An 18,656-nucleotide genomic window follows, 5' to 3' on the forward strand; every position below is an offset into this window, starting at 1 on the left:
TTAGTATGTATTTTTTTTAATTTTATCATTATTTAAACCAACAGAAATTTTTGCATTGAAAGCAATAGCATAAAATTTTATTTTTTTTATAAAAAGTAATATACCATTAGCTCTAATAGGTGATAAAAAAGTTTGAAATCCTATTTGAGAAATCAAATTTGTATTTGAATAAATAATTTCAAAAGGAAAAAGTTCTGAATATAAACGGATAATAATAGCCACCATACCTCTAGGTAATAAAGCATCACTATCTGCATCAAAAGAAATGCGAAAATCATTTTTTAACTTAGCTTCCAACCAAACTTTAGATTGACATCCATTAATTAGTTTATCATCAGTTCTAAATTCTTTTGGTTTTTTTGGTAATTTTCTTCCTAAATCAATTAAATATTCATATTTCTCTTCCCAATTATTTAGGACTTCAAATTCTTTTTTTATTATTTCTTCTCTTTTTTGTAAAGTCATTTATTTTTTTGCAAAAATATAATTAATTATACAAAAATTATTTAATGTGATTGATTCGCTAACTTTATTCTAGCTATTCTTGCAGCTTCTGTCATATTTTTAAGTGATTGTAATACTTCTTCCCATTTTCTAGTTTTTAATCCACAATCTGGGTTGATCCAAATATTCCTGATTGGTAGTTTTTTAGATGCTTTTTCTATCAAATTGAATATTTCTTTTACAGTAGGAATCCTCGGAGAATGAATGTCATATACTCCAGGTCCTATTTCATTTGGATAACAAAAGTCTGAAAAAGCTTTCAATAATTCCATTTTAGATCTAGAAGTTTCCATTGTAATAACATCAGCGTCCATATCTGCAATATGTTCAAATATATCATTAAATTCGCTATAACACATATGTGTATGTATTTGAGTTTCATCTTTAACTCCACTAGAAGAAATACGAAATGCTTTAATAGCCCAATTAAAATAATATTTCCAATTCTTTTTTTTCAAAGGTAATCCTTCTCTTATAGCAGGTTCATCTATCTGAATAATATTAATACCATTTTTTTCTAGTGACAAAACTTCTTCTCTAATAGCCAATGCAATTTGATACGCTGTATCATGAATAGGTTGATCATCTCTAACAAAAGACCATTGTAATATAGTAACAGGACCAGTTAACATTCCTTTTATTGGTTTAACAGTTTGTGATTGAGCAAAACATATCCAATCAACAGTCATATCATTTTTTCTACTAACATCTCCATAAATAATAGGTGGTTTAACACATCTACTTCCATAACTTTGAACCCATCCATTTTTTGTAGATAATATTCCTTGAAGTTTTTCTGAAAAATATTCTACCATATCTGTTCTTTCAAATTCTCCATGTACTAAAACATCAAGATTAATTTCTTCTTGTTTTTTAATAACATTTATAATGAATTCTTTAATCTTATTTCTATACTCTTCTTTATTTATTATTTTTTTACGGAATTTGTTACGAATAACTCTGACCTCTTTTGTTTGAGGAAATGAACCTATAGTTGTAGTTGGAAAATAAGGAAGATTTAGTTTATCTTTCTGTTTTTTCTGTCTTATATGGAAGATATTTTTTCTATTAAAATTTTGACCACTTATTTGTGCAACTCTTTTTTTTACTACTTCATTATTCAGAATAGATGAATTTTTATACTCTTCTATTATATTTTTATTTTCTAATAAAATTTTTTCTTCTCCTTTTATAATATTTGCTAAATCAACTAATTCATAAATTTTTTGTTTTGCAAAAGACATTATATTTTTTATATCATGATCAATAGAATTTTCCAATTTTATATCTATTGGAACATGAATTAAAGAACAATTAGGTGCAATCATTACACGATTTTCTCCTAAATAGTCTATAGATTTTTTTATAATTTTAATTGAATGATTATAGTTATTTTTCCATATATTTCTACCATCAACAATACCTAAAGAAAGAGTGGTAGTAATATTTAATTTATTTAAAAAATGAATTATTTTACTAAGTTGATTTGGATCTTCTATTAAATCAATATGTAAAGCTTTTATAGAAATATCCTTTATTAAGGATATATTTTCTATTATTCCATCAAAATAGGATGTTAACAATATATCGGAAGATATTTTACTTATTTTTTTGTAAGCATATTGGAAAGCTTCTTTTTCTCTATCAGAAAGATCTAATCCTAAAATAGGTTCGTCTAACTGTATCCAAGAAATACCTAACTTTTGAAGTTCATGAATGATTTGTATATAAATAGGAACTAATTTGTCAATTAAATCCATTTTATGGAAATATTTCTCTTTTTCTTTTCCTAAAAAAAGAAAAGAAATAGGACCTATTAATACAGGTTTAATTTTTTCCGTGGATTTTAACAAAACTTTCATTTCATTTACTTCTTCAAAAATTTTTTTTGAAAATATAAAGAATTGTTGATTTTTATTAAACTCCGGAACTATATAATGGTAGTTCGTATTGAACCATTTAGTCATTTCCATTGCTTTGATATCCCATCCATGCTTTTGAAAACCTCTAGCCATGGAAAAATATAAATTCATATTATCATTATTATTAGGAATAGACATATATTCTTCGGGAATAACCCCTAATAATAAAGTCATATCTAAAACATGATCGTAAAAACTAAAATCATTACATGGTATTAAATCTAAACCTGCTTTATTTTGAACTTCCCAATTTTTTTTTCTTATTTTTCTACCAACTTCAAATAAGTTATTTAAATCATTTTTATTATTCCAATAATCCTCGCAAGCATTTTTTAATTCTCTATATATCCCTATGCGTGGATAACCCAAATTATGTTTCAGCATATAAAAATTTTTTATCTAAAATTATAAATTTTCACAAAATCTATTATTATACAAATACTTTAAAATATTTTTTTCTAAAATAGAAAAATGAACGTTTCTCCTATTCATAACGATAGAAGCTGTTTCACATATTCTATGAAAATGCATTTTATTGCTATTATTCTGTATTGCTCCCAAAGAAAAAGAAGGAATATATCTAGGAGCGAATCCAAATCCAAATATATTAGCACCAACACCTACTACAGTAGCTGTATTAAACTGAGTGTTTATTGCTGATTTAGAATGGTCTCCCATTATTATTCCAAAAAATTGGATATCAGTAGATATAAACTTTTTTTTCTCATAACTCCAAACTGTTACTTTTGAGTAATCATTTCTTAGATTTGATACATTCGTACCAGCTCCTAAATTACACCATTCTCCTAAAACCGAATTTCCTAAAAAACCATCATGAGTTTTATTAGAATAAGAAAAAATAACAGTATCTACTATTTCTCCACTGATTTTACAATAAGGCCCAATGGTTGTCCCACCATATATTTTGCATCCTATATTTAATGTAGACATTTTTCCTATACAAGATGGGCCTCTTATCACAGAACCTTCCATAATATCTACTCCACTATCAATATAAATAGGTCCATATTTAGCATTTAAAACAATATTATTAGTTTTTAATTCCTCTTCTAGAAATATTTTTTCTTTATAAAGAAGAATATTATTACTTCCTAATAAGGAGAAAGATTTTCTATTTTTTGTATAAAATAAAAAATCTTTCTCCAATATAATTTTATTGTATATAAATATATCCCATGTATTTTTTATGTGGATAATTTTTTTTAATTCGTAATTTTTCTTATATGTTATTTTTTCTATTTTATTATAGATATCTTTTTCATTTTTATCATAAAAAAATACATTTTTTCTAACAGCTACTATTTTATCATTATAACAAATTGCTTCATCTATTTTTAGATAAAAAATTAAATCAACCAATTCTTCATTTGGAAGATATGAAGAATTAACTAATAATACATCTTTGAAATTATTTTTTGCATTTTTTGAATACTTATCTGATAAAAATGGTTTTGTTATGACATAATCAATATTTTTTTTTATATATTTTTCCCATCTTTCTTTCATTGTAAATAAACCTATCCGTATTTCAGATACAGGTCTAGTAAAAGTTAAAGGTAACAAACTACTCCATTCTAACCCATCATATAATATAAAATTCATATAAATTATTTGAATTTTTTAAATTTTTCATATTTTTTCTTAAATTTTTCCGCTGGACCTGTTTTTCCTAAAAATCTTTTTTCACCAGTGAAAAAAGGATGTGAATAGCTAGATATTTCCATTTTATATAATGGATAATTATGTCCATCTATTTTAATTGTATCTTTTGTTTTTACTGTTGACCTACAAATTAAAATTTTGTCGTTGTTAATATCTTTAAAAACAACAGGTCTATAATTTTCTGGATGAATTTTTTGTTTCATATCATGTATATATTTTATTTATTTATTTTTTTTATTTTGGAAAACGATAAATCATTCCATTTATATTCATTCCAGCACCTAAAGAAGCCATTAATATAGTGTCTCCAGGGTTTATTTCATGTGGTGGCATTTTGCCTTTAAGAATTAAATCCAGTAAAGTAGGTACTGTTGCTACAGAAGAATTACCAAATTTCTGAATAGTCATCGGCATAATTTTAGATAATAATTCTTTATTTAACGATGTTGTATAATCATACAATTTTAATAATCTATCCAAAATAGCATAATCCATTTTTGCATTAGCTTGATGTATGATGATTTTTTTTAAATCATTCAAATGAATTTCTGCTTTGTCAAGTATATTTTTGAGCATATTTGGAACTCTTGTTAATGCATACTCATAAATTCTTCTTCCATTCATTCTAATATTAATTAAAGATTTTTTATAACTAGGATTTAAAGAAGGACCATTAGTAAGATAATAAAATTCTTCGTTATTATCACATTGAGAGTCATAATAAATAATACCGCTATTTTTATCGTTATTTTTTTCAATTGCTGATAAAATAACTGCCCCTGCTCCATCTGAGAATATCATTGCATTTCTATCATGTGGATCTATAACTTTTGATAAAGTTTCTGAACTTGTAATCAATATATTTTTAGCATATTTAGATTGTAGTAACTGATCTGCTAAAATCATACCTTCTATCCACCCAGTACATCCAAAAATCATATCATATGGTTTACATTTTCTATTTTTTATTTTCAATTTATTTTTTACTCTAGCAGATATAGAAGGCATAAAATCAGATTGAAGAGATAAAGAATGTATATCTCCATAATTATGAGCAGATATTACATAATCTATTTTTTCTTTGTAAATTTTTGAATTTAATAAAGCCCTATTTGCAGCAATAGTCGCTATATCAGAATTTAATAAGCCTTTGTCTATATATCTTCTTTCTTCTATTTCTGTAATATCTTGAAATTTTCTAATAATTTCTTCATTAGACTTATTAATTTTTCCTTTTTTATCAAAAAATTCATGTTTCAAAAAATAATTGTTTCTTATAACTTTTTTTGGTAAATAATGCCCTGTTCCTGTAATGATTGATCGAATCATTCTTTTTTTCTAATGTTAGAAATTTTAAATTCAAAATAAATAAAACTTCAGTATTAAAAAATATCAAAATGATGAATAATAAAAAATTATTTTCAATTTCCTCAAAAAAAGAAAAAAAAATAATAAATATGTTTAATCATATATCCATAAGATATGACGTAATTAATCATATATTATCATTTGGAATGGATTTTTTTTGGAGAAAAAAAACGGTTTTTCTGTTAAAAAAATATACAAAAAAAAAAAATAATAACATACTAGATTTAGCAACAGGAACTGGCGATTTAGCAATATTATTAGCTAATAATTTTACTAACAGTACAATTATAGGATTAGATCCATCCGATAATATGTTAAGAATAGCTAGAAAGAAAATAATAAAAAAATTTTTGGTAAAAAGAATTAAAATAATTAAAGGTTATTCTCAAAAAATTCCATTTGAAAATGAAAAATTTGACATAGTAACTATTGGTTTTGGAATAAGAAATTTCCAATTTCTTATTCATTCTACCAAAGAAATAGATAGAATACTTAAACCATCAGGTATACTTGCAATTTTAGAATTTTCTATCCCCAATAATTTATTTTTGAGAAAAATATATAACATATATTCTCATTTTATTGTAAATAAAATTGGTAATTTTTTATCAAAAAATAAGTTCGCTTATGATTATTTAGAAAAATCAATAAAATGGTTTCATAATAATAATCAAATTAATACATTTTTAAAATATCATAGATTTAATGTTTTTAATATTCATAAACTAACTTTTGGTATTGCTACCATTTATTTATCAAGAAAAAAATAACATCAAATTTTTTCATACTAATGATAAAAAATTTATCATCTTATTTAATATCTTCTTTTATTAAGAAAAGAATTAATAATATAGAATTATTTATGCGTTATCCTATAGAAACACAAAACGTATTAATTAATCAATTAATTTTATATGCAAAAAATACAGAATTTGGCAAAAAATATGGATTTAATGATATTAAAAAATATCAACAATTCTCAGAAAGAGTTCCAATATGTAATTATTCTAATTTAAAATCCTTTATCAAAAGAATGCGAAGGGGTGAAAAAAATATATTATGGCCTGGAAAAGTTAAATGGTTTGCAAAATCTTCGGGAACTACAGACGCTAGAAGTAAATATATTCCTGTTACTGATTTATCTATGAATAGATGTCATTATAAAGCTGGTAAAGATATGTTATCAATTTATATTCATAATCATCCTAAAACAAATATTTTTCTAGGAAAAACTGTTCGTTTAGGAGGGAGTCATGAATTATGTAAAAAATATGATACTTTTTATGGTGATTTATCTTCTATTTTGATAGAGAATATGCCGTATTGGGCTAACAATATTTGTATACCTAAAAAAAAAACAGTTTTAATAGGTGAATGGGAAAATAAAATAGAAAGTATAGTTAAAGAAACTGTATCTAAAGATGTTAGAGTTGTATTTGGAGTTTGTTCTTGGTTATTGGTTTTTTTAAAAAAAATATTAAAATTTTTCAATAAAAAAAAAATTAATGAAATATGGCCAAATATAGAGGTTATATTTCATGGTGGAGTTAGTTACATGCCTTACATCTCTCAATATGAAGAAATATTTGATCATCAAATGAACTATTATGATGTATATAGCGCATCAGAAGGTTTTTTTGCTATTCAAGATCAAAAAAATAACAGAGATCTCCTACTTTTATTAAATCATGGAGTTTTTTATGAATTCCTTCCTGTGGAAGAAATTAGGAATGATAATCCAAAAATTATTTCTATTGAAAATGTAGAACTACATAAAAATTATGCACTAGTAATTTCGACTAATGCTGGATTATGGAGGTACATCATTGGAGATACTGTTAAATTTACTAGTTTATCTCCATACAGAATTTCCATTTCTGGTAGAACAAAACATTACATTAATTCTTTTGGAGAAGAATTAATTGTGGAAAATGTAGAAAGAGCTATAAATCAAACATGTTTAAAAACAAATTCAATTATTCATGAATATACTGTAGGACCTATATATATGAATGAAAATAAATCTGGAGCTCATGAGTGGATTATTGAATTCGAAAAACCTCCAAAAAATTTGGATAAATTTAAATATATCTTAGATGAAGAATTGAAATCCTTAAATTCAGATTATGAAATCAAACGTTATAAAGATATAATTTTACGTCCACCAATTTTAAAAGTAGTTAGGAATGGTTTATTTTATGATTGGCTAAAATATCAAAAAAAATTAGGAGGACAAAATAAAATTCCACGTTTATCAAACGACAGGAGATATATAGATTCTCTGAGTCTATTATTGAAATAAAAAATGAAATAAAAAAATAATAATTTAATAAAAAAAATATTTTTAACTTTATTTACTTTATTAATATATGATGATTACTGCAGAAAACAAAAAAGAAATATTTAAAACATATGGAGGTTCTATTGACAATACAGGATCTTCTACATCACAAGTGGCCTTACTTACTTATCGTATTAATTATTTAAGCAAACACTTAAAGAATAATAAAAAAGATTTTAATACTGAAAGAGCTTTAGTAAAATTAGTAGGTAAAAGAAAAAAAATATTAAAATATATTGAAAAACGTGATGTAAATATTTATAAAGATATCATTAAAAATCTAGGATTAAGAAAATAAATAATTTTATGATCAATTAATTATTAATCCAATTCAAGAAAAGCAATATGCCAGATATACTGAAAGAAACTATCTACCTTAATGATGGAAGAACTATTATTATAGAAACAGGAGAGATAGCAAAACAAGCAGATGGATCTGCTATAGTTAGATCAGGAGATACAATGTTATTAGCAACTGTAGTAGTTTCTAAAGATATAAAAAAAGATAAAAATTTTGATTTTTTACCATTAACAGTAGATTATAGAGAAAAATATTCTGCTGGAGGAAAAATACCTGGAGGTTTTATAAAAAGAGAAGGAAGACCATCTGATGAAGAAATTTTAACTATGAGATTAGTAGATAGAGTTTTAAGACCTACGTTTCCAGAATTTTTTAATAAAGAAATACAAATAATGATATCTTTATTATCATATGATAAAACTGTTTTACCAGATGGTTTAGCTGGTTTAGCTGCATCTACAGCTATAACTATAGCTGGAATACCATTTAATGGCCCAATATCAGAAATACGAATAGTTCGATTAGGAGATAAATTTATTATTAATCCAAGTTTAGAACAATTAAAAGAATCAGATATTGATTTAATAGTAGGAGGAAATAAAGATTCTATTCTGATGATAGAAGGAGAAATGAAAGAAGTAAAAGAAAATGAATTTTTGGAAACATTAATTGAAGCTCATAAAGCTATCAAACCTCAAATAGAAGCTCAATTACGATTAATCAAAAAACTATCTAATAATACAAAACATATTTTTTATAAAAATGATAAAAAATTATCAGACAATCATTTAAATGATGAATTTTTAAAAAAAGAAGTTTTTTCTTTTTTATATGATAAAATTTATAAATTATACAAAAGCTTTTTAGATAAAAAAAATAGATCTATTAAAGAAAAATTAATATTAAATGATTTAAAAAATTATATAATTAAGAATAATGATGATGGATTTATAGAAGAAAAAGAATTACTCATTGAGAAATATTATAATCAAGTAAAAAAAAATATTATAAGAAATTTAATATTAACAGAAGGATTACGATTAGATGGAAGAAATTATAAACAAATACGTCCAATTCATTCTAAAGTAGATTATCTTCCAGGTGTACATGGTTCTGCTTTATTTTCAAGAGGAGAAACTCAATCATTAAGTACGGTAACATTGGGTTCTTCCTTAGATGCTAATAGGATAGATAATGTTATTATGGAAAATCAAGAAAAATTTTATCTTCATTATAATTTTCCACCTTTTTCTACAGGAGAAATACGTCAAATAAGAGGTGTTTCTAGACGAGAAGTAGGTCATGGAAATTTAGCTCAACGTGCATTAAAAAATATCATACCTAAGAATCCATATACAATTCGTGTAGTTTCCGATATTTTAGAATCTAATGGATCTTCTTCTATGGCTACTGTTTGTGCTGCAAGTTTAGCCCTAATGGACGCTGGTATTCCTATAGATAATCCTGTATCTGGAATAGCAATGGGAATGTTTATAGAAAATAATAAAAAAGTTATTATATCCGATATAACGGGTGAAGAAGACTATTTTGGAGATATTGATTTTAAAATTACAGGAACAAAACACGGAATAACTGCGTGTCAAATGGATGTAAAAATAAAAGATATATTAACATATGATACACTAAATGATATTCTAACTCAATCTAAAGAAGGACGTATTTTTATTTTAAAAAAAATGTTAGATACTCTATCAAAGTATAGAGATAAAATGAAACCAAATGCTCCAAAAATATATACATTTAATATTCCTAAGGATTTTATAGGATCTGTTATAGGAACAGGAGGAAAAGTAATTCAAGAAATACAATCATATACAAATACAAATATTCTTATAGAAGAAAAAGGAGATTTTGGTTATATTGAAATTATAGGAAAAGATTATGAAAAAATAGAAGAAGCTGTTGATAGAATTAAACAAATTACTTTTGTTCCTGAATTAGGAAAAATTTATAAAGCTAAAGTAAAATCTATAAAGGATTTTGGAGTTTTTGTTGAAATTGCAAAAGGCGTAGAAGGGTTGCTCCATATTTCGGAAATAGGATGGAAAAGAATAAGTAATATAGAAAAAGAATTACATATAGGAGAAATTATTGATGTAAAGTTTATGGGAATAGATGAAAAAAACAAAAAAATGAAATTATCTAGAAAAGTTCTTTTGCCTCGTCCTACAAAAAAAAATGAATAAAAAATAAAAGCATGAGACAACTTAAAATTACTAAACAAGTAACAAATAGAGAATCTGAGTCATTAGATAAATATCTTCATGAAATAGGAAAAATTCCATTATTAACTCCAGAAGAAGAAGTAGAATATGCTAGAAAAGCAAGAGAAGGGGATGCATCTGCTATAGATAAATTGGTAAATGCAAATTTACGTTTCGTAGTTTCTGTTGCTAAACAATATCAAAATCAAGGATTAAGTTTATGTGATCTAATCAATGAAGGAAATTTAGGTTTGATAAAAGGAATATTACGTTTTGATGAAACAAGAGGATTTAAATGTATTTCTTATGTTGTATGGTGGATCAGACAAGCTATATTACAAGCAATAGCAGAACAATCTCGTTCTATTCGTCAACCTACAAATAAATTAGCTTTATTAAATAAAATATTAAAAACTCTTGCTCAATTAGAACAAGAATTGCAGAGAACACCATCTGCTAGAGAAATTGCTGAATATTTAAATATGAATGAAAAAGATGTAGAAGATTCTATAAAAAATTCAGGAAGACACGTTTCTATGGATGCCCCATTAATAGAAGGAGAAGATTCAAATTTATATGATTTGGTTAGATCAGATGAATCCCCTCGTCCAGATGAACATTTAGAGAAAGAATCACTTCGTAAAGATATAAGAAGAATATTAGCTACTCTTAGCGAGAGAGAACGACGTGTCATTATTCTGCATTTTGGATTAAATGGGGCTCCTCCTATGACTTTAGAAGAAGTAGGACAATCTTGTGATTTAACTAGAGAAAGGGTAAGACAAATTGAAAGTATAGCTTTAAAGAGATTAAAACATTCTTCGAGGAGTAAAATACTAAAACCTTATCTGGGATAAGAATTATTTCAAAAAGACCTCGAAGGGATTCGAACCCATAACCTTCTGATCCGTAGTCAGATGCTCTATCCAATTAAGCTACGAGGCCATGAAACAAATATAGAATAATTTTTAGGATTGAATAATATTTAAAAATTTATTCATATCTAGAGATGAATTTCCAATAAGTCCTCCATCTACATCTTCTTGATATAAAATATCCTTTGCATTAATATCATTAATACTACCTCCATATAAAATGGATATTTTATTGGATATTTCTTTTCCATATTTTTCTGAGAAAAGAGAACGAATAAATTGGTGCATATTTTGAGCATCTTTTGGAGATGCAGTAATTCCTGTACCAATAGCCCAAATAGGTTCATATGCTATAGAAAAATTAGCTATTTCATGTAATGAAAAATGAAATACAGTATTTTTTAGTTGATTTTCTATGACGGAGTAATGAACATTTTTATTTCTTTCAGAAATAGTTTCTCCTACACAAAATAGGATTTTTATATTATACTTTAAAGCTATTTTTATTTTTTGTAATAGAATATTATCATCTTCAAAAAAGTATATTCTACGTTCACTATGTCCTAATAATACTTTTTTAATTCCTATAGATTTTAGCATATTTGCTGATACTTCTCCTGTATATGCACCTTTATCTTTTTGATGAATATTTTGAGATGCTATACTTAAAGTAGTTCCCTGTAAAATTTGATTTGAAATGTGTAAAAAAGGAAAAGAAGGAGCTATAATTATTTTTTTATTGTGATTGATTTTGTTATCAAATAAAATTTTTAACAAATTTCTAATAAAAGAAGTAGTTTCATAAAAATCATAATTCATTTTCCAATTTGCTACCAAAATTTTTTCTCTCATCTTTTTTTAATTAGATTTTATTAATATCAAAAATTTTTTTCTAATAAAAAAAAAATTTTCATTACTATTTCTATACTAAATTCCTTTAGTTTATCTAAAGGAATTTCTTCCTCATTTTTTTTGAAAAAAATTTTTTTCAAAATGTCATCTGCAGTACAAACTGTATTTTTCAACATATTATTATTTTTTACAATATAATTATTTATCATTTCAATATTTTTATTATAAATAGATAGAACACTTTTATGTGAAATAGATTTAGATGCAATATCTAAATCTATTTTGATTAAAATAATAAAAAAATAATTGATAATGTCTATATAAGTATCTATAATTGTTTCTTCTTTTATTAATTGATTTTTATTTAATTGTATATTTTTTATCCGCATAATTTTAATAAAAATTTGATCTATTATGGAAAAATATCTTAATTTTTTCCATGAAAAATCATAGTCTATTAATTTTATTAAGAATAATTTCCTACATTTATCTATAATAATAGAAGTATGTTTCATATAACAACATAATTTTTATAAACAAAATATAATATATTTATTATATAGCTACTATCTTTCTTTAATTAAAAGCATCAAAAATGATAATTAATTTTTCAGGATCTTTATTTTCATTTAATGAACCAAAGATTATGGGAATAGTGAATTTAACACCAGACTCTTTTCATGATGGAGGAAAATTTACATCTGAATCACACATGATACAACATGTCGAAAAATTATTATATGAAGGAGCTGAATTTATTGATGTAGGTGGTTGTTCAACACGTCCAGGATCCAAGTTAATTACGGAAAAAGAAGAAATAAAAAGAGTAATGAAACCTATACGTCTCATCATAAAAAATTTTCCACATATTAAAATATCTATAGATACTTTTAGAAGCGAAGTAGCAAAAATAGCTATAGAAGAAGGAGCTGTTATGGTAAATGATATTTCAGGAGGAAATATGGATCAAAAGATGTTTCCTATAATAGGAAGACTAAAAATTCCATATATACTAAACCATATGAAAGGAATTCCAGAAAATATGCAAAATAATCCTAATTATTATAATATTTTGATGGAAATTAATTTTTTTTTTCTCTAAAAAAATTTCCATTTTAAAAAAATATGGAGTTATTGATATTATTTTAGATCCTGGATTTGGTTTTGGAAAAACAACAAAACACAATTTTCAATTATTAAAAAATCTATCTTTATTAGGATTTAAAGACAATTTAATTTTAATAGGAATTTCGAGAAAAAATATGTTAAATAGTCTTTTAAAAATATCTCATGAAGATTCATTAAATGCAACTTCTATAATTCACACTATAGCTCTTTTAAACGGTTCTAAATTATTACGAGTACATGATGTAAAAGAAGCTATGGAATGTATAAAATTAGTGCAATATTATAAGGATATTTTATAATTATTAACATTTATAATAGTTTTGCATGAATCATTTTTCTCGTTGTTATTAATAATATTGAGAATTTATTTCATTGATATTTTAGATATTTTATTAGTAACCATAATTTTATTTCAAGTATATCGACTTATTTATAATACAGCTGCTATAAATATATTTTATGGATTTATAGCTACTTTTATTTTCTGGAAAATAGTTGAAATATATGAAATGAAATTACTTAGTATATTGATAAGTACTTTTTTCAAAGGAGGGTTTCTAGCTCTCATTATTTTATTTCAACCAGAAATAAGAAAATTTCTACTTATAGTAGGAAGTAAATTTTTTTTAAAAAAATTTATTTCTTCTATTTTTAAAAATCCAATAGGTAGTTCTATTAAAACGGAAACTATAGATAACATAGTAAATGCTTGTGCTATTTTTTCAGGAGATAAAACTGGAGTATTAATAGTCATTCAACTTCATGAAGAACTAAAAGAATTTATTCAAAACGGTGATGATATGGATATAAGAATTAATGTACCTATTTTGGAAAGTATTTTTTATAAAAATAGCCCATTACATGATGGTGCTGTGATTATTATAGAAAATAAAATCGTAAAAACAAGAGCAATTCTACCTGTTTCTTATAATAAAGAAATACCTTCCCGTTTAGGATTACGTCATAGAGCTGCTATTGGATTATCAGAAAAAACAGATGCTATTTGTCTTGTTATTTCTGAAGAAACAGGATATATTTCTTATATAAAAAACCAAAAAAGAACTATAATTACTAATATTAATAATTTAAAAATAAAACTTGAAAAAGAGCTATTATTTTAAAAAAAATGAGGGAACTAATACATAGGATCTATCAATTATATATTACTTCTTCTGGAATAGAAATAAATAGTAAAAAAATAAAAAATAATTCCATATTTATAGCTTTAAAAGGAAGAAATTTTGATGGAAATCAATTTGTTCATGAAGCAATTATCAATGGAGCAAAACTTGCGATAATGGACAACAAAAAATTTTTTTTTTCTTGTAAAAAGATTATTATGGTAAATAATAGTTTACAAATTTTACAAAATTTAGCAAAATATCACAGAAATAAATTATATCATATTCCTATTATTGCTATTACTGGAAGTAATGGAAAAACTACTACAAAAGAACTAATTAAAAATATTTTACTAAAAAAATATAAAAAAGTTCATTATACTCGTGATAATTTAAATAATCATATTGGAATTCCATTAACTATACTATCTATGTCTAAAAATACTGAAATCTCTGTTATAGAGATAGGAGCAAATCATAAGAATGAAATAAAAAAAATGTGTTCTATCATTAATCCAAATTATGGATATATAACTAATTTTGGTAAATCTCATTTGGAAGGATTTAAAGATATAAAAGGAGTTATCAAAGGAAAATTAGAATTATACAAATTTCTGAAAGATACAAATAGAATGGTATTTGTTAATGGAGATGACCCTATTCAATTTTCTAATAGTATAGGAATACGGAGATATATTTTTTCAGAAAAAGGAATAAATAATTATGATATAAAAATCAGATTTTTTTGTAAAAAAGGAGAAATGAAATCAACTTTATATTATGAAAATATAAAAATAATATCTCATTTAATAGGAATTTATAATATGTATAATATAGCATCTGCTATTACTATTGGTATTTACTTTAAAGTTTCTTTATTTAAAATAAAGGAAGCTGTTGAAAAATATATTCCTAACAATAAACGTTCTCAAATTATAAAAAAAAAAAATTTAAAAATTATTGTAGATTGTTATAATGCTAATCCTAGCAGTATGATAGAAGCTCTAAATTTCTTAAATGAAAATATACAAGGAAGAAAAGCAGTAATATTAGGAGATATGTTAGAATTAGGATCATATTCTCACAATGAACATAAAAACATAATTTTATTTTTAGAGAATAGTAGCATAAACATTCCTTTACTAATTGGAGAAAATTTTTTTTATGTAGATTCAATAAATTTTAAAAAAATAAAAAAATTTAAGTATAAAGAAGATTTTATTACATGGATAATAAATAACCCTATTTATAATAAAATAGACTACTTACTTATAAAAGGATCTAGAAAAATGGCTCTTGAAAGTATCATTACTTTCATTTAAATTTAATAGGGTTATTATTTTTTGTAGATTTAATCTTTAAGATTAAATTTGTGTAATTAATAATGAATGTTATTTCATAAATTTTTTCTCATGAGAGAGATTACCACAAAAACTTACTTGAAGTGGTTTAGAGATATGTTTTTTTGGAGAAAATTTGAAGATAAATGCCGTTCTCTATACTTAAAAAAAAAAATTAGAGGTTTTTTACATTTATATAATGGACAAGAAGCTGTTGCCGCTGGTATAACTCATGCTATGGATATGTCTAAAGATAATATTATTACAGCATATCGATGTCATATACTACCCATTTCAATGGGGGTAGATCCAAAGAAAATAATGGCAGAACTTCTTGGAAAAAGAACAGGGACATCACATGGTATGGGAGGTTCTATGCATATTTTTAGTAAAAAATATAGATTTTATGGTGGACATGGTATTGTTGGTGGACAAATTCCATTAGGTGCTGGAATTGCTTTTGCAGATAAATATTTTAATAGAAATTCAGTAACAATTACCATTATGGGAGACGGAGCGGTTAGACAAGGATCTCTACATGAAACATTGAATATGGCTATGATATGGAAATTACCTGTAGTTTTTATTTGCGAAAATAATAAATATGCGATGGGCACTTCTGTAGAAAGAAGTAGTAATATACCTATTCATAAAATAGGTTTATCGTATGGGATGCCATCTTATTCTGTTGATGGTATGGATCCTAAGAAAATAGCACAAGCGACATATGTCGCTATAGAAAGAGCGAGAAGTGGACAAGGATCATCATTTTTAGATATTAAAACATATAGATTTAGGGGCCATTCTATGTCAGATTCGGAATCATATAGAAGTAAATATGAAGTTCTTTTATACAAGAAAAATGATCCAATATTGAAATTAAAAAATCTTATTTTAAAAAATAAGTGGGAAACAATAGAAAAATTAAATTTTATTGAAAATGAAGTGAAAAAAGATATAGAATCTTGTGTAGATTTTGCAGAAAAATCAGATTATCCTTCTTTAAACGAAATGTATAATGTTGTTTATAGTGAAACAAATTATCCCTTTCTATAGATAGAAAATAAAGATATAAAACAAATTAAAAATTTCAAATTAAAAATATTTTAAAATAATGGCAGAAATAATAACCATGCCCCAATTGAGTGATACTATGGAAGAGGGTACTGTAATAAGATGGAATAAAAAAATAGGAGATGAGGTTTTAGAAGGAGATATTTTAGCTGAAATAGAAACTGATAAAGCAACCCAAGATTTTGAAATAGATGTTAGTGGAATTTTATTATTTATAGGAGTACATGAAGGAGAAAAAACACGTGTTAATGAAATATTAGCAATTATAGGAAAAAAAGGAGAAGATATAAGCCATTTAATTCCGAAAAATAAAGAAAAAAAAAATCATCAAGAAATTAGGGATGATAAAATAATTAATGAGTATGAAAAAAAAGATAGAATTCTTATTTCTCCACTAGCAAAAAAAATGGCTAAAAAAATAGGTATTCCTATAAAGAATTTAAGAGGAAGTGGAGATAATGGTAGAATAATAAAAAGAGATATTCAACAATCTTATGATGCATATGATAATAGTTTATTAATAAAAAAAACTATATCTCATTCTTCTATGAGGAAAAAAATAGCATGTCATTTATCTATTTCTAAATTTTCATCACCTCATTATTATTTATTTAGTGAAATAAATGTTGATAAATTAATTGAATTTAGAAAAAATATAAATGATAAACTTTCTTTAGAAGAAAGAATTTCGTTTAATGATATTATTATTAAAGCTGTAGCTAAAGCTTTAAATATACATCCTGATATAAATACTTCTTGGAATAAAGATGAAATGATATATTACTCAGATATAAATATTGGAATAGCTGTTGCATTAGAAGATGGATTAATAGTACCAGTAATTAAAAATGCTGATAAAAAATCTTTATCACAAATTTCTAAAGAAATGAAAGATAAAGTTCTTCGTTCTAAATTGAGAAAAATACAACCAGAAGAAATAGAACATAGTACATTTACAGTTTCTAACTTAGGAATGTATGGAATAGAATCTTTCACTTCTATTATAAATCATCCTAATTCGTCTATACTATCTATAGGATCTATTATGAAAAAACCAATTATTAAGGATGCTAAAATAATAATAGGATCCGTAATGAAAATCACATTATCATGTGATCATAGAATTATTGATGGAGCTAATGGTAGTTCATATATTATTTCTCTTAGAAAATTTTTAGAGGATCCTATTACTATCTTGCTTTAGCTAATTTTTTTATCCAATAAAGATAAACTGGTGATAAAAATAAAAATAAAGTCAGCAATGGAAATATCTCTTCTAAAGAAAAATTATAAAATACGATAAAATTATCATTCTTGATAAAAGAAGATAATATAAGTTTTATACCAAGTATAATTATTATATAGAAAGATGAAGTTTCTAACTTCGGAAATTTTTCCATTAATTTGATGAAAAATTGGGAAACTAGTCTTATAGATAAAATTCCTATAAAAACACCAAAAAAAATTATAATAATATTTTCTGATAAAGCAACGGAAGCAAAAATATTATCTATAGAAAAAGCAAGGTCTATCATTTCTATGAGAATGATAATTCTCCAAAAATTATTTTCTTTTTTCAATTTTGATTTTTTAATTTTTTGAAAACCTTTTTGTCTAAAAAAATGGTTTAATCCAATAAAAATTAAATAACACCCACCTATAGGTTTTAACCACCATATTTTAATTAAAAAAGAAGCAAATATAAGGCATATACCTCTAAAAAAATAGGATCCAATAATTCCATATTTTATAGCTTTATTTCTATCTTCTTTTTTTAGCTGCATAATCATTGAAGCGATCATAGCTGCGTTGTCTATAGATAAAATACTTTCTATAATAAAAAGATTAACTACAATAGAAATGGATAAAGTAGGATGATCAATGATTTCTTTAATAGATCTAAAAATAAAATCATTCATTAT

General features: G+C 24.4%; 17 protein-coding genes, 1 tRNA gene and 1 pseudogene. 10 read left to right on the forward strand and 9 right to left on the reverse strand.

Annotation, left to right across the window (positions count from 1 at the left end):
- Genes H0H49_RS02545 through H0H49_RS02565 form a run of 5 tightly spaced genes read right to left on the reverse strand, consistent with a single transcriptional unit; the run spans position 1 to position 5,438 of the window.
- Entirely contained in the window at positions 1–465 is a 465-nt protein-coding gene (locus tag H0H49_RS02545) for a SufE family protein (RefSeq protein WP_185864390.1), read from the reverse strand.
- Between the two features lie 41 nt (positions 466–506).
- Positions 507–2,810 (reverse strand): 5-methyltetrahydropteroyltriglutamate--homocysteine S-methyltransferase, encoded by a 2,304-nt coding sequence (gene metE, locus H0H49_RS02550; protein ID WP_185864391.1) that lies wholly within the window; start codon positions 2,808–2,810, stop codon positions 507–509.
- A gap of 21 nt (positions 2,811–2,831) precedes the next feature.
- Positions 2,832–4,049 (reverse strand): putative sugar nucleotidyl transferase, encoded by a 1,218-nt coding sequence (locus tag H0H49_RS02555; protein WP_185864392.1) that lies wholly within the window; start codon positions 4,047–4,049, stop codon positions 2,832–2,834.
- Positions 4,050–4,054: 5 nt separating this feature from the next.
- A complete protein-coding gene (locus H0H49_RS02560; RefSeq protein ID WP_185864393.1) occupies positions 4,055–4,312 on the reverse strand; it encodes a type B 50S ribosomal protein L31 in 258 nt (85 codons plus the stop codon).
- Between the two features lie 31 nt (positions 4,313–4,343).
- Entirely contained in the window at positions 4,344–5,438 is a 1,095-nt protein-coding gene (locus H0H49_RS02565; RefSeq protein WP_185864394.1) for a 3-oxoacyl-ACP synthase III family protein, read from the reverse strand.
- A 68-nt stretch (positions 5,439–5,506) separates the two neighbouring features.
- Here H0H49_RS02565 and ubiE point away from each other — a divergent pair, with 68 nt between their 5' ends.
- From ubiE to H0H49_RS02590, 5 genes are all read left to right on the forward strand, one after another.
- Positions 5,507–6,247 carry a bifunctional demethylmenaquinone methyltransferase/2-methoxy-6-polyprenyl-1,4-benzoquinol methylase UbiE gene (ubiE, locus tag H0H49_RS02570; protein ID WP_238784942.1) on the forward strand — a complete coding sequence of 247 codons (741 nt, stop codon included), beginning with the start codon at positions 5,507–5,509 and terminating at the stop codon, positions 6,245–6,247.
- A gap of 20 nt (positions 6,248–6,267) precedes the next feature.
- Complete coding sequence (locus tag H0H49_RS02575; protein WP_185864395.1) at positions 6,268–7,779, forward strand: GH3 auxin-responsive promoter family protein; 1,512 nt, start codon at positions 6,268–6,270, stop codon at positions 7,777–7,779.
- A gap of 67 nt (positions 7,780–7,846) precedes the next feature.
- Complete coding sequence (gene rpsO, locus H0H49_RS02580; protein WP_185864396.1) at positions 7,847–8,116, forward strand: 30S ribosomal protein S15; 270 nt, start codon at positions 7,847–7,849, stop codon at positions 8,114–8,116.
- A gap of 47 nt (positions 8,117–8,163) precedes the next feature.
- Complete coding sequence (locus H0H49_RS02585; RefSeq protein ID WP_185864397.1) at positions 8,164–10,326, forward strand: polyribonucleotide nucleotidyltransferase; 2,163 nt, start codon at positions 8,164–8,166, stop codon at positions 10,324–10,326.
- 11 nt (positions 10,327–10,337) lie between these two features.
- Entirely contained in the window at positions 10,338–11,201 is an 864-nt protein-coding gene (locus H0H49_RS02590; RefSeq protein WP_185864398.1) for a sigma-70 family RNA polymerase sigma factor, read from the forward strand.
- 14 nt (positions 11,202–11,215) lie between these two features.
- Here the strand turns inward: H0H49_RS02590 and H0H49_RS02595 are convergent.
- From H0H49_RS02595 to H0H49_RS02605, 3 genes are all read right to left on the reverse strand, one after another.
- A tRNA-Arg gene (locus tag H0H49_RS02595) sits at positions 11,216–11,289 on the reverse strand.
- Positions 11,290–11,312: 23 nt separating this feature from the next.
- Positions 11,313–12,071, reverse strand: coding sequence for a triose-phosphate isomerase (tpiA, locus tag H0H49_RS02600; protein WP_185864399.1), 759 nt, complete (start codon positions 12,069–12,071; stop codon positions 11,313–11,315).
- Positions 12,072–12,097: 26 nt separating this feature from the next.
- A complete protein-coding gene (locus H0H49_RS02605) occupies positions 12,098–12,586 on the reverse strand; it encodes a nucleotide modification associated domain-containing protein (protein WP_185864400.1) in 489 nt (162 codons plus the stop codon).
- A gap of 80 nt (positions 12,587–12,666) precedes the next feature.
- On the opposite strand from H0H49_RS02605, the pseudogene folP reads away from it, so the two are divergent.
- The 5 genes and pseudogenes from folP to H0H49_RS02630 all read left to right on the forward strand — a co-directional run bounded on the left by folP (position 12,667) and on the right by H0H49_RS02630 (position 17,938).
- A pseudogene (folP, locus tag H0H49_RS02610) lies at positions 12,667–13,498 on the forward strand (dihydropteroate synthase).
- 21 nt (positions 13,499–13,519) lie between these two features.
- Positions 13,520–14,320 (forward strand): diadenylate cyclase, encoded by an 801-nt coding sequence (locus H0H49_RS02615; protein ID WP_185864401.1) that lies wholly within the window; start codon positions 13,520–13,522, stop codon positions 14,318–14,320.
- A 5-nt stretch (positions 14,321–14,325) separates the two neighbouring features.
- Positions 14,326–15,642 carry a UDP-N-acetylmuramoyl-tripeptide--D-alanyl-D-alanine ligase gene (locus H0H49_RS02620; RefSeq protein WP_185864402.1) on the forward strand — a complete coding sequence of 439 codons (1,317 nt, stop codon included), beginning with the start codon at positions 14,326–14,328 and terminating at the stop codon, positions 15,640–15,642.
- 90 nt (positions 15,643–15,732) lie between these two features.
- Positions 15,733–16,716 (forward strand): pyruvate dehydrogenase (acetyl-transferring) E1 component subunit alpha, encoded by a 984-nt coding sequence (gene pdhA, locus H0H49_RS02625; protein WP_185864403.1) that lies wholly within the window; start codon positions 15,733–15,735, stop codon positions 16,714–16,716.
- Positions 16,717–16,774: 58 nt separating this feature from the next.
- A complete protein-coding gene (locus H0H49_RS02630) occupies positions 16,775–17,938 on the forward strand; it encodes a dihydrolipoamide acetyltransferase family protein (RefSeq protein ID WP_185864404.1) in 1,164 nt (387 codons plus the stop codon).
- On the opposite strand, the gene H0H49_RS02635 is transcribed toward H0H49_RS02630, so the two are convergent.
- Complete coding sequence (locus H0H49_RS02635; RefSeq protein ID WP_185864405.1) at positions 17,925–18,653, reverse strand: DUF475 domain-containing protein; 729 nt, start codon at positions 18,651–18,653, stop codon at positions 17,925–17,927. The two genes, H0H49_RS02630 and H0H49_RS02635, sit on opposite strands and share 14 nt — an antisense overlap.
- Between the last annotated feature and the right edge of the window lie 3 nt (positions 18,654–18,656).

The sequence above is a fragment of the Blattabacterium cuenoti genome (assembly GCF_014252035.1).
In the GTDB taxonomy this organism is placed as follows: Bacteria; Bacteroidota; Bacteroidia; order Flavobacteriales; family Blattabacteriaceae; genus Blattabacterium; species Blattabacterium cuenoti_Z.

Excerpts from the sequence above, each read along its gene's own strand:
- H0H49_RS02555 (WP_185864392.1), bottom strand. The coding sequence starts at position 4,049 with ATGAATTTTATATTATATGATGGGTTAGAATGGAGTAGTTTGTTACCT.
- rpsO (WP_185864396.1), top strand. The coding sequence starts at position 7,847 with ATGATGATTACTGCAGAAAACAAAAAAGAAATATTTAAAACATATGGA.
- ubiE (WP_238784942.1), top strand. The coding sequence starts at position 5,507 with ATGATGAATAATAAAAAATTATTTTCAATTTCCTCAAAAAAAGAAAAA.
- H0H49_RS02590 (WP_185864398.1), top strand. The coding sequence starts at position 10,338 with ATGAGACAACTTAAAATTACTAAACAAGTAACAAATAGAGAATCTGAG.
- H0H49_RS02585 (WP_185864397.1), top strand. The coding sequence starts at position 8,164 with ATGCCAGATATACTGAAAGAAACTATCTACCTTAATGATGGAAGAACT.
- metE (WP_185864391.1), bottom strand. The coding sequence starts at position 2,810 with ATGCTGAAACATAATTTGGGTTATCCACGCATAGGGATATATAGAGAA.
- H0H49_RS02605 (WP_185864400.1), bottom strand. The coding sequence starts at position 12,586 with ATGAAACATACTTCTATTATTATAGATAAATGTAGGAAATTATTCTTA.
- H0H49_RS02545 (WP_185864390.1), bottom strand. The coding sequence starts at position 465 with ATGACTTTACAAAAAAGAGAAGAAATAATAAAAAAAGAATTTGAAGTC.
- H0H49_RS02635 (WP_185864405.1), bottom strand. The coding sequence starts at position 18,653 with ATGAATGATTTTATTTTTAGATCTATTAAAGAAATCATTGATCATCCT.
- H0H49_RS02565 (WP_185864394.1), bottom strand. The coding sequence starts at position 5,438 with ATGATTCGATCAATCATTACAGGAACAGGGCATTATTTACCAAAAAAA.
- pdhA (WP_185864403.1), top strand. The coding sequence starts at position 15,733 with ATGAGAGAGATTACCACAAAAACTTACTTGAAGTGGTTTAGAGATATG.
- H0H49_RS02620 (WP_185864402.1), top strand. The coding sequence starts at position 14,326 with ATGAGGGAACTAATACATAGGATCTATCAATTATATATTACTTCTTCT.
- tpiA (WP_185864399.1), bottom strand. The coding sequence starts at position 12,071 with ATGAGAGAAAAAATTTTGGTAGCAAATTGGAAAATGAATTATGATTTT.
- H0H49_RS02560 (WP_185864393.1), bottom strand. The coding sequence starts at position 4,312 with ATGAAACAAAAAATTCATCCAGAAAATTATAGACCTGTTGTTTTTAAA.
- H0H49_RS02575 (WP_185864395.1), top strand. The coding sequence starts at position 6,268 with ATGATAAAAAATTTATCATCTTATTTAATATCTTCTTTTATTAAGAAA.
- H0H49_RS02630 (WP_185864404.1), top strand. The coding sequence starts at position 16,775 with ATGGCAGAAATAATAACCATGCCCCAATTGAGTGATACTATGGAAGAG.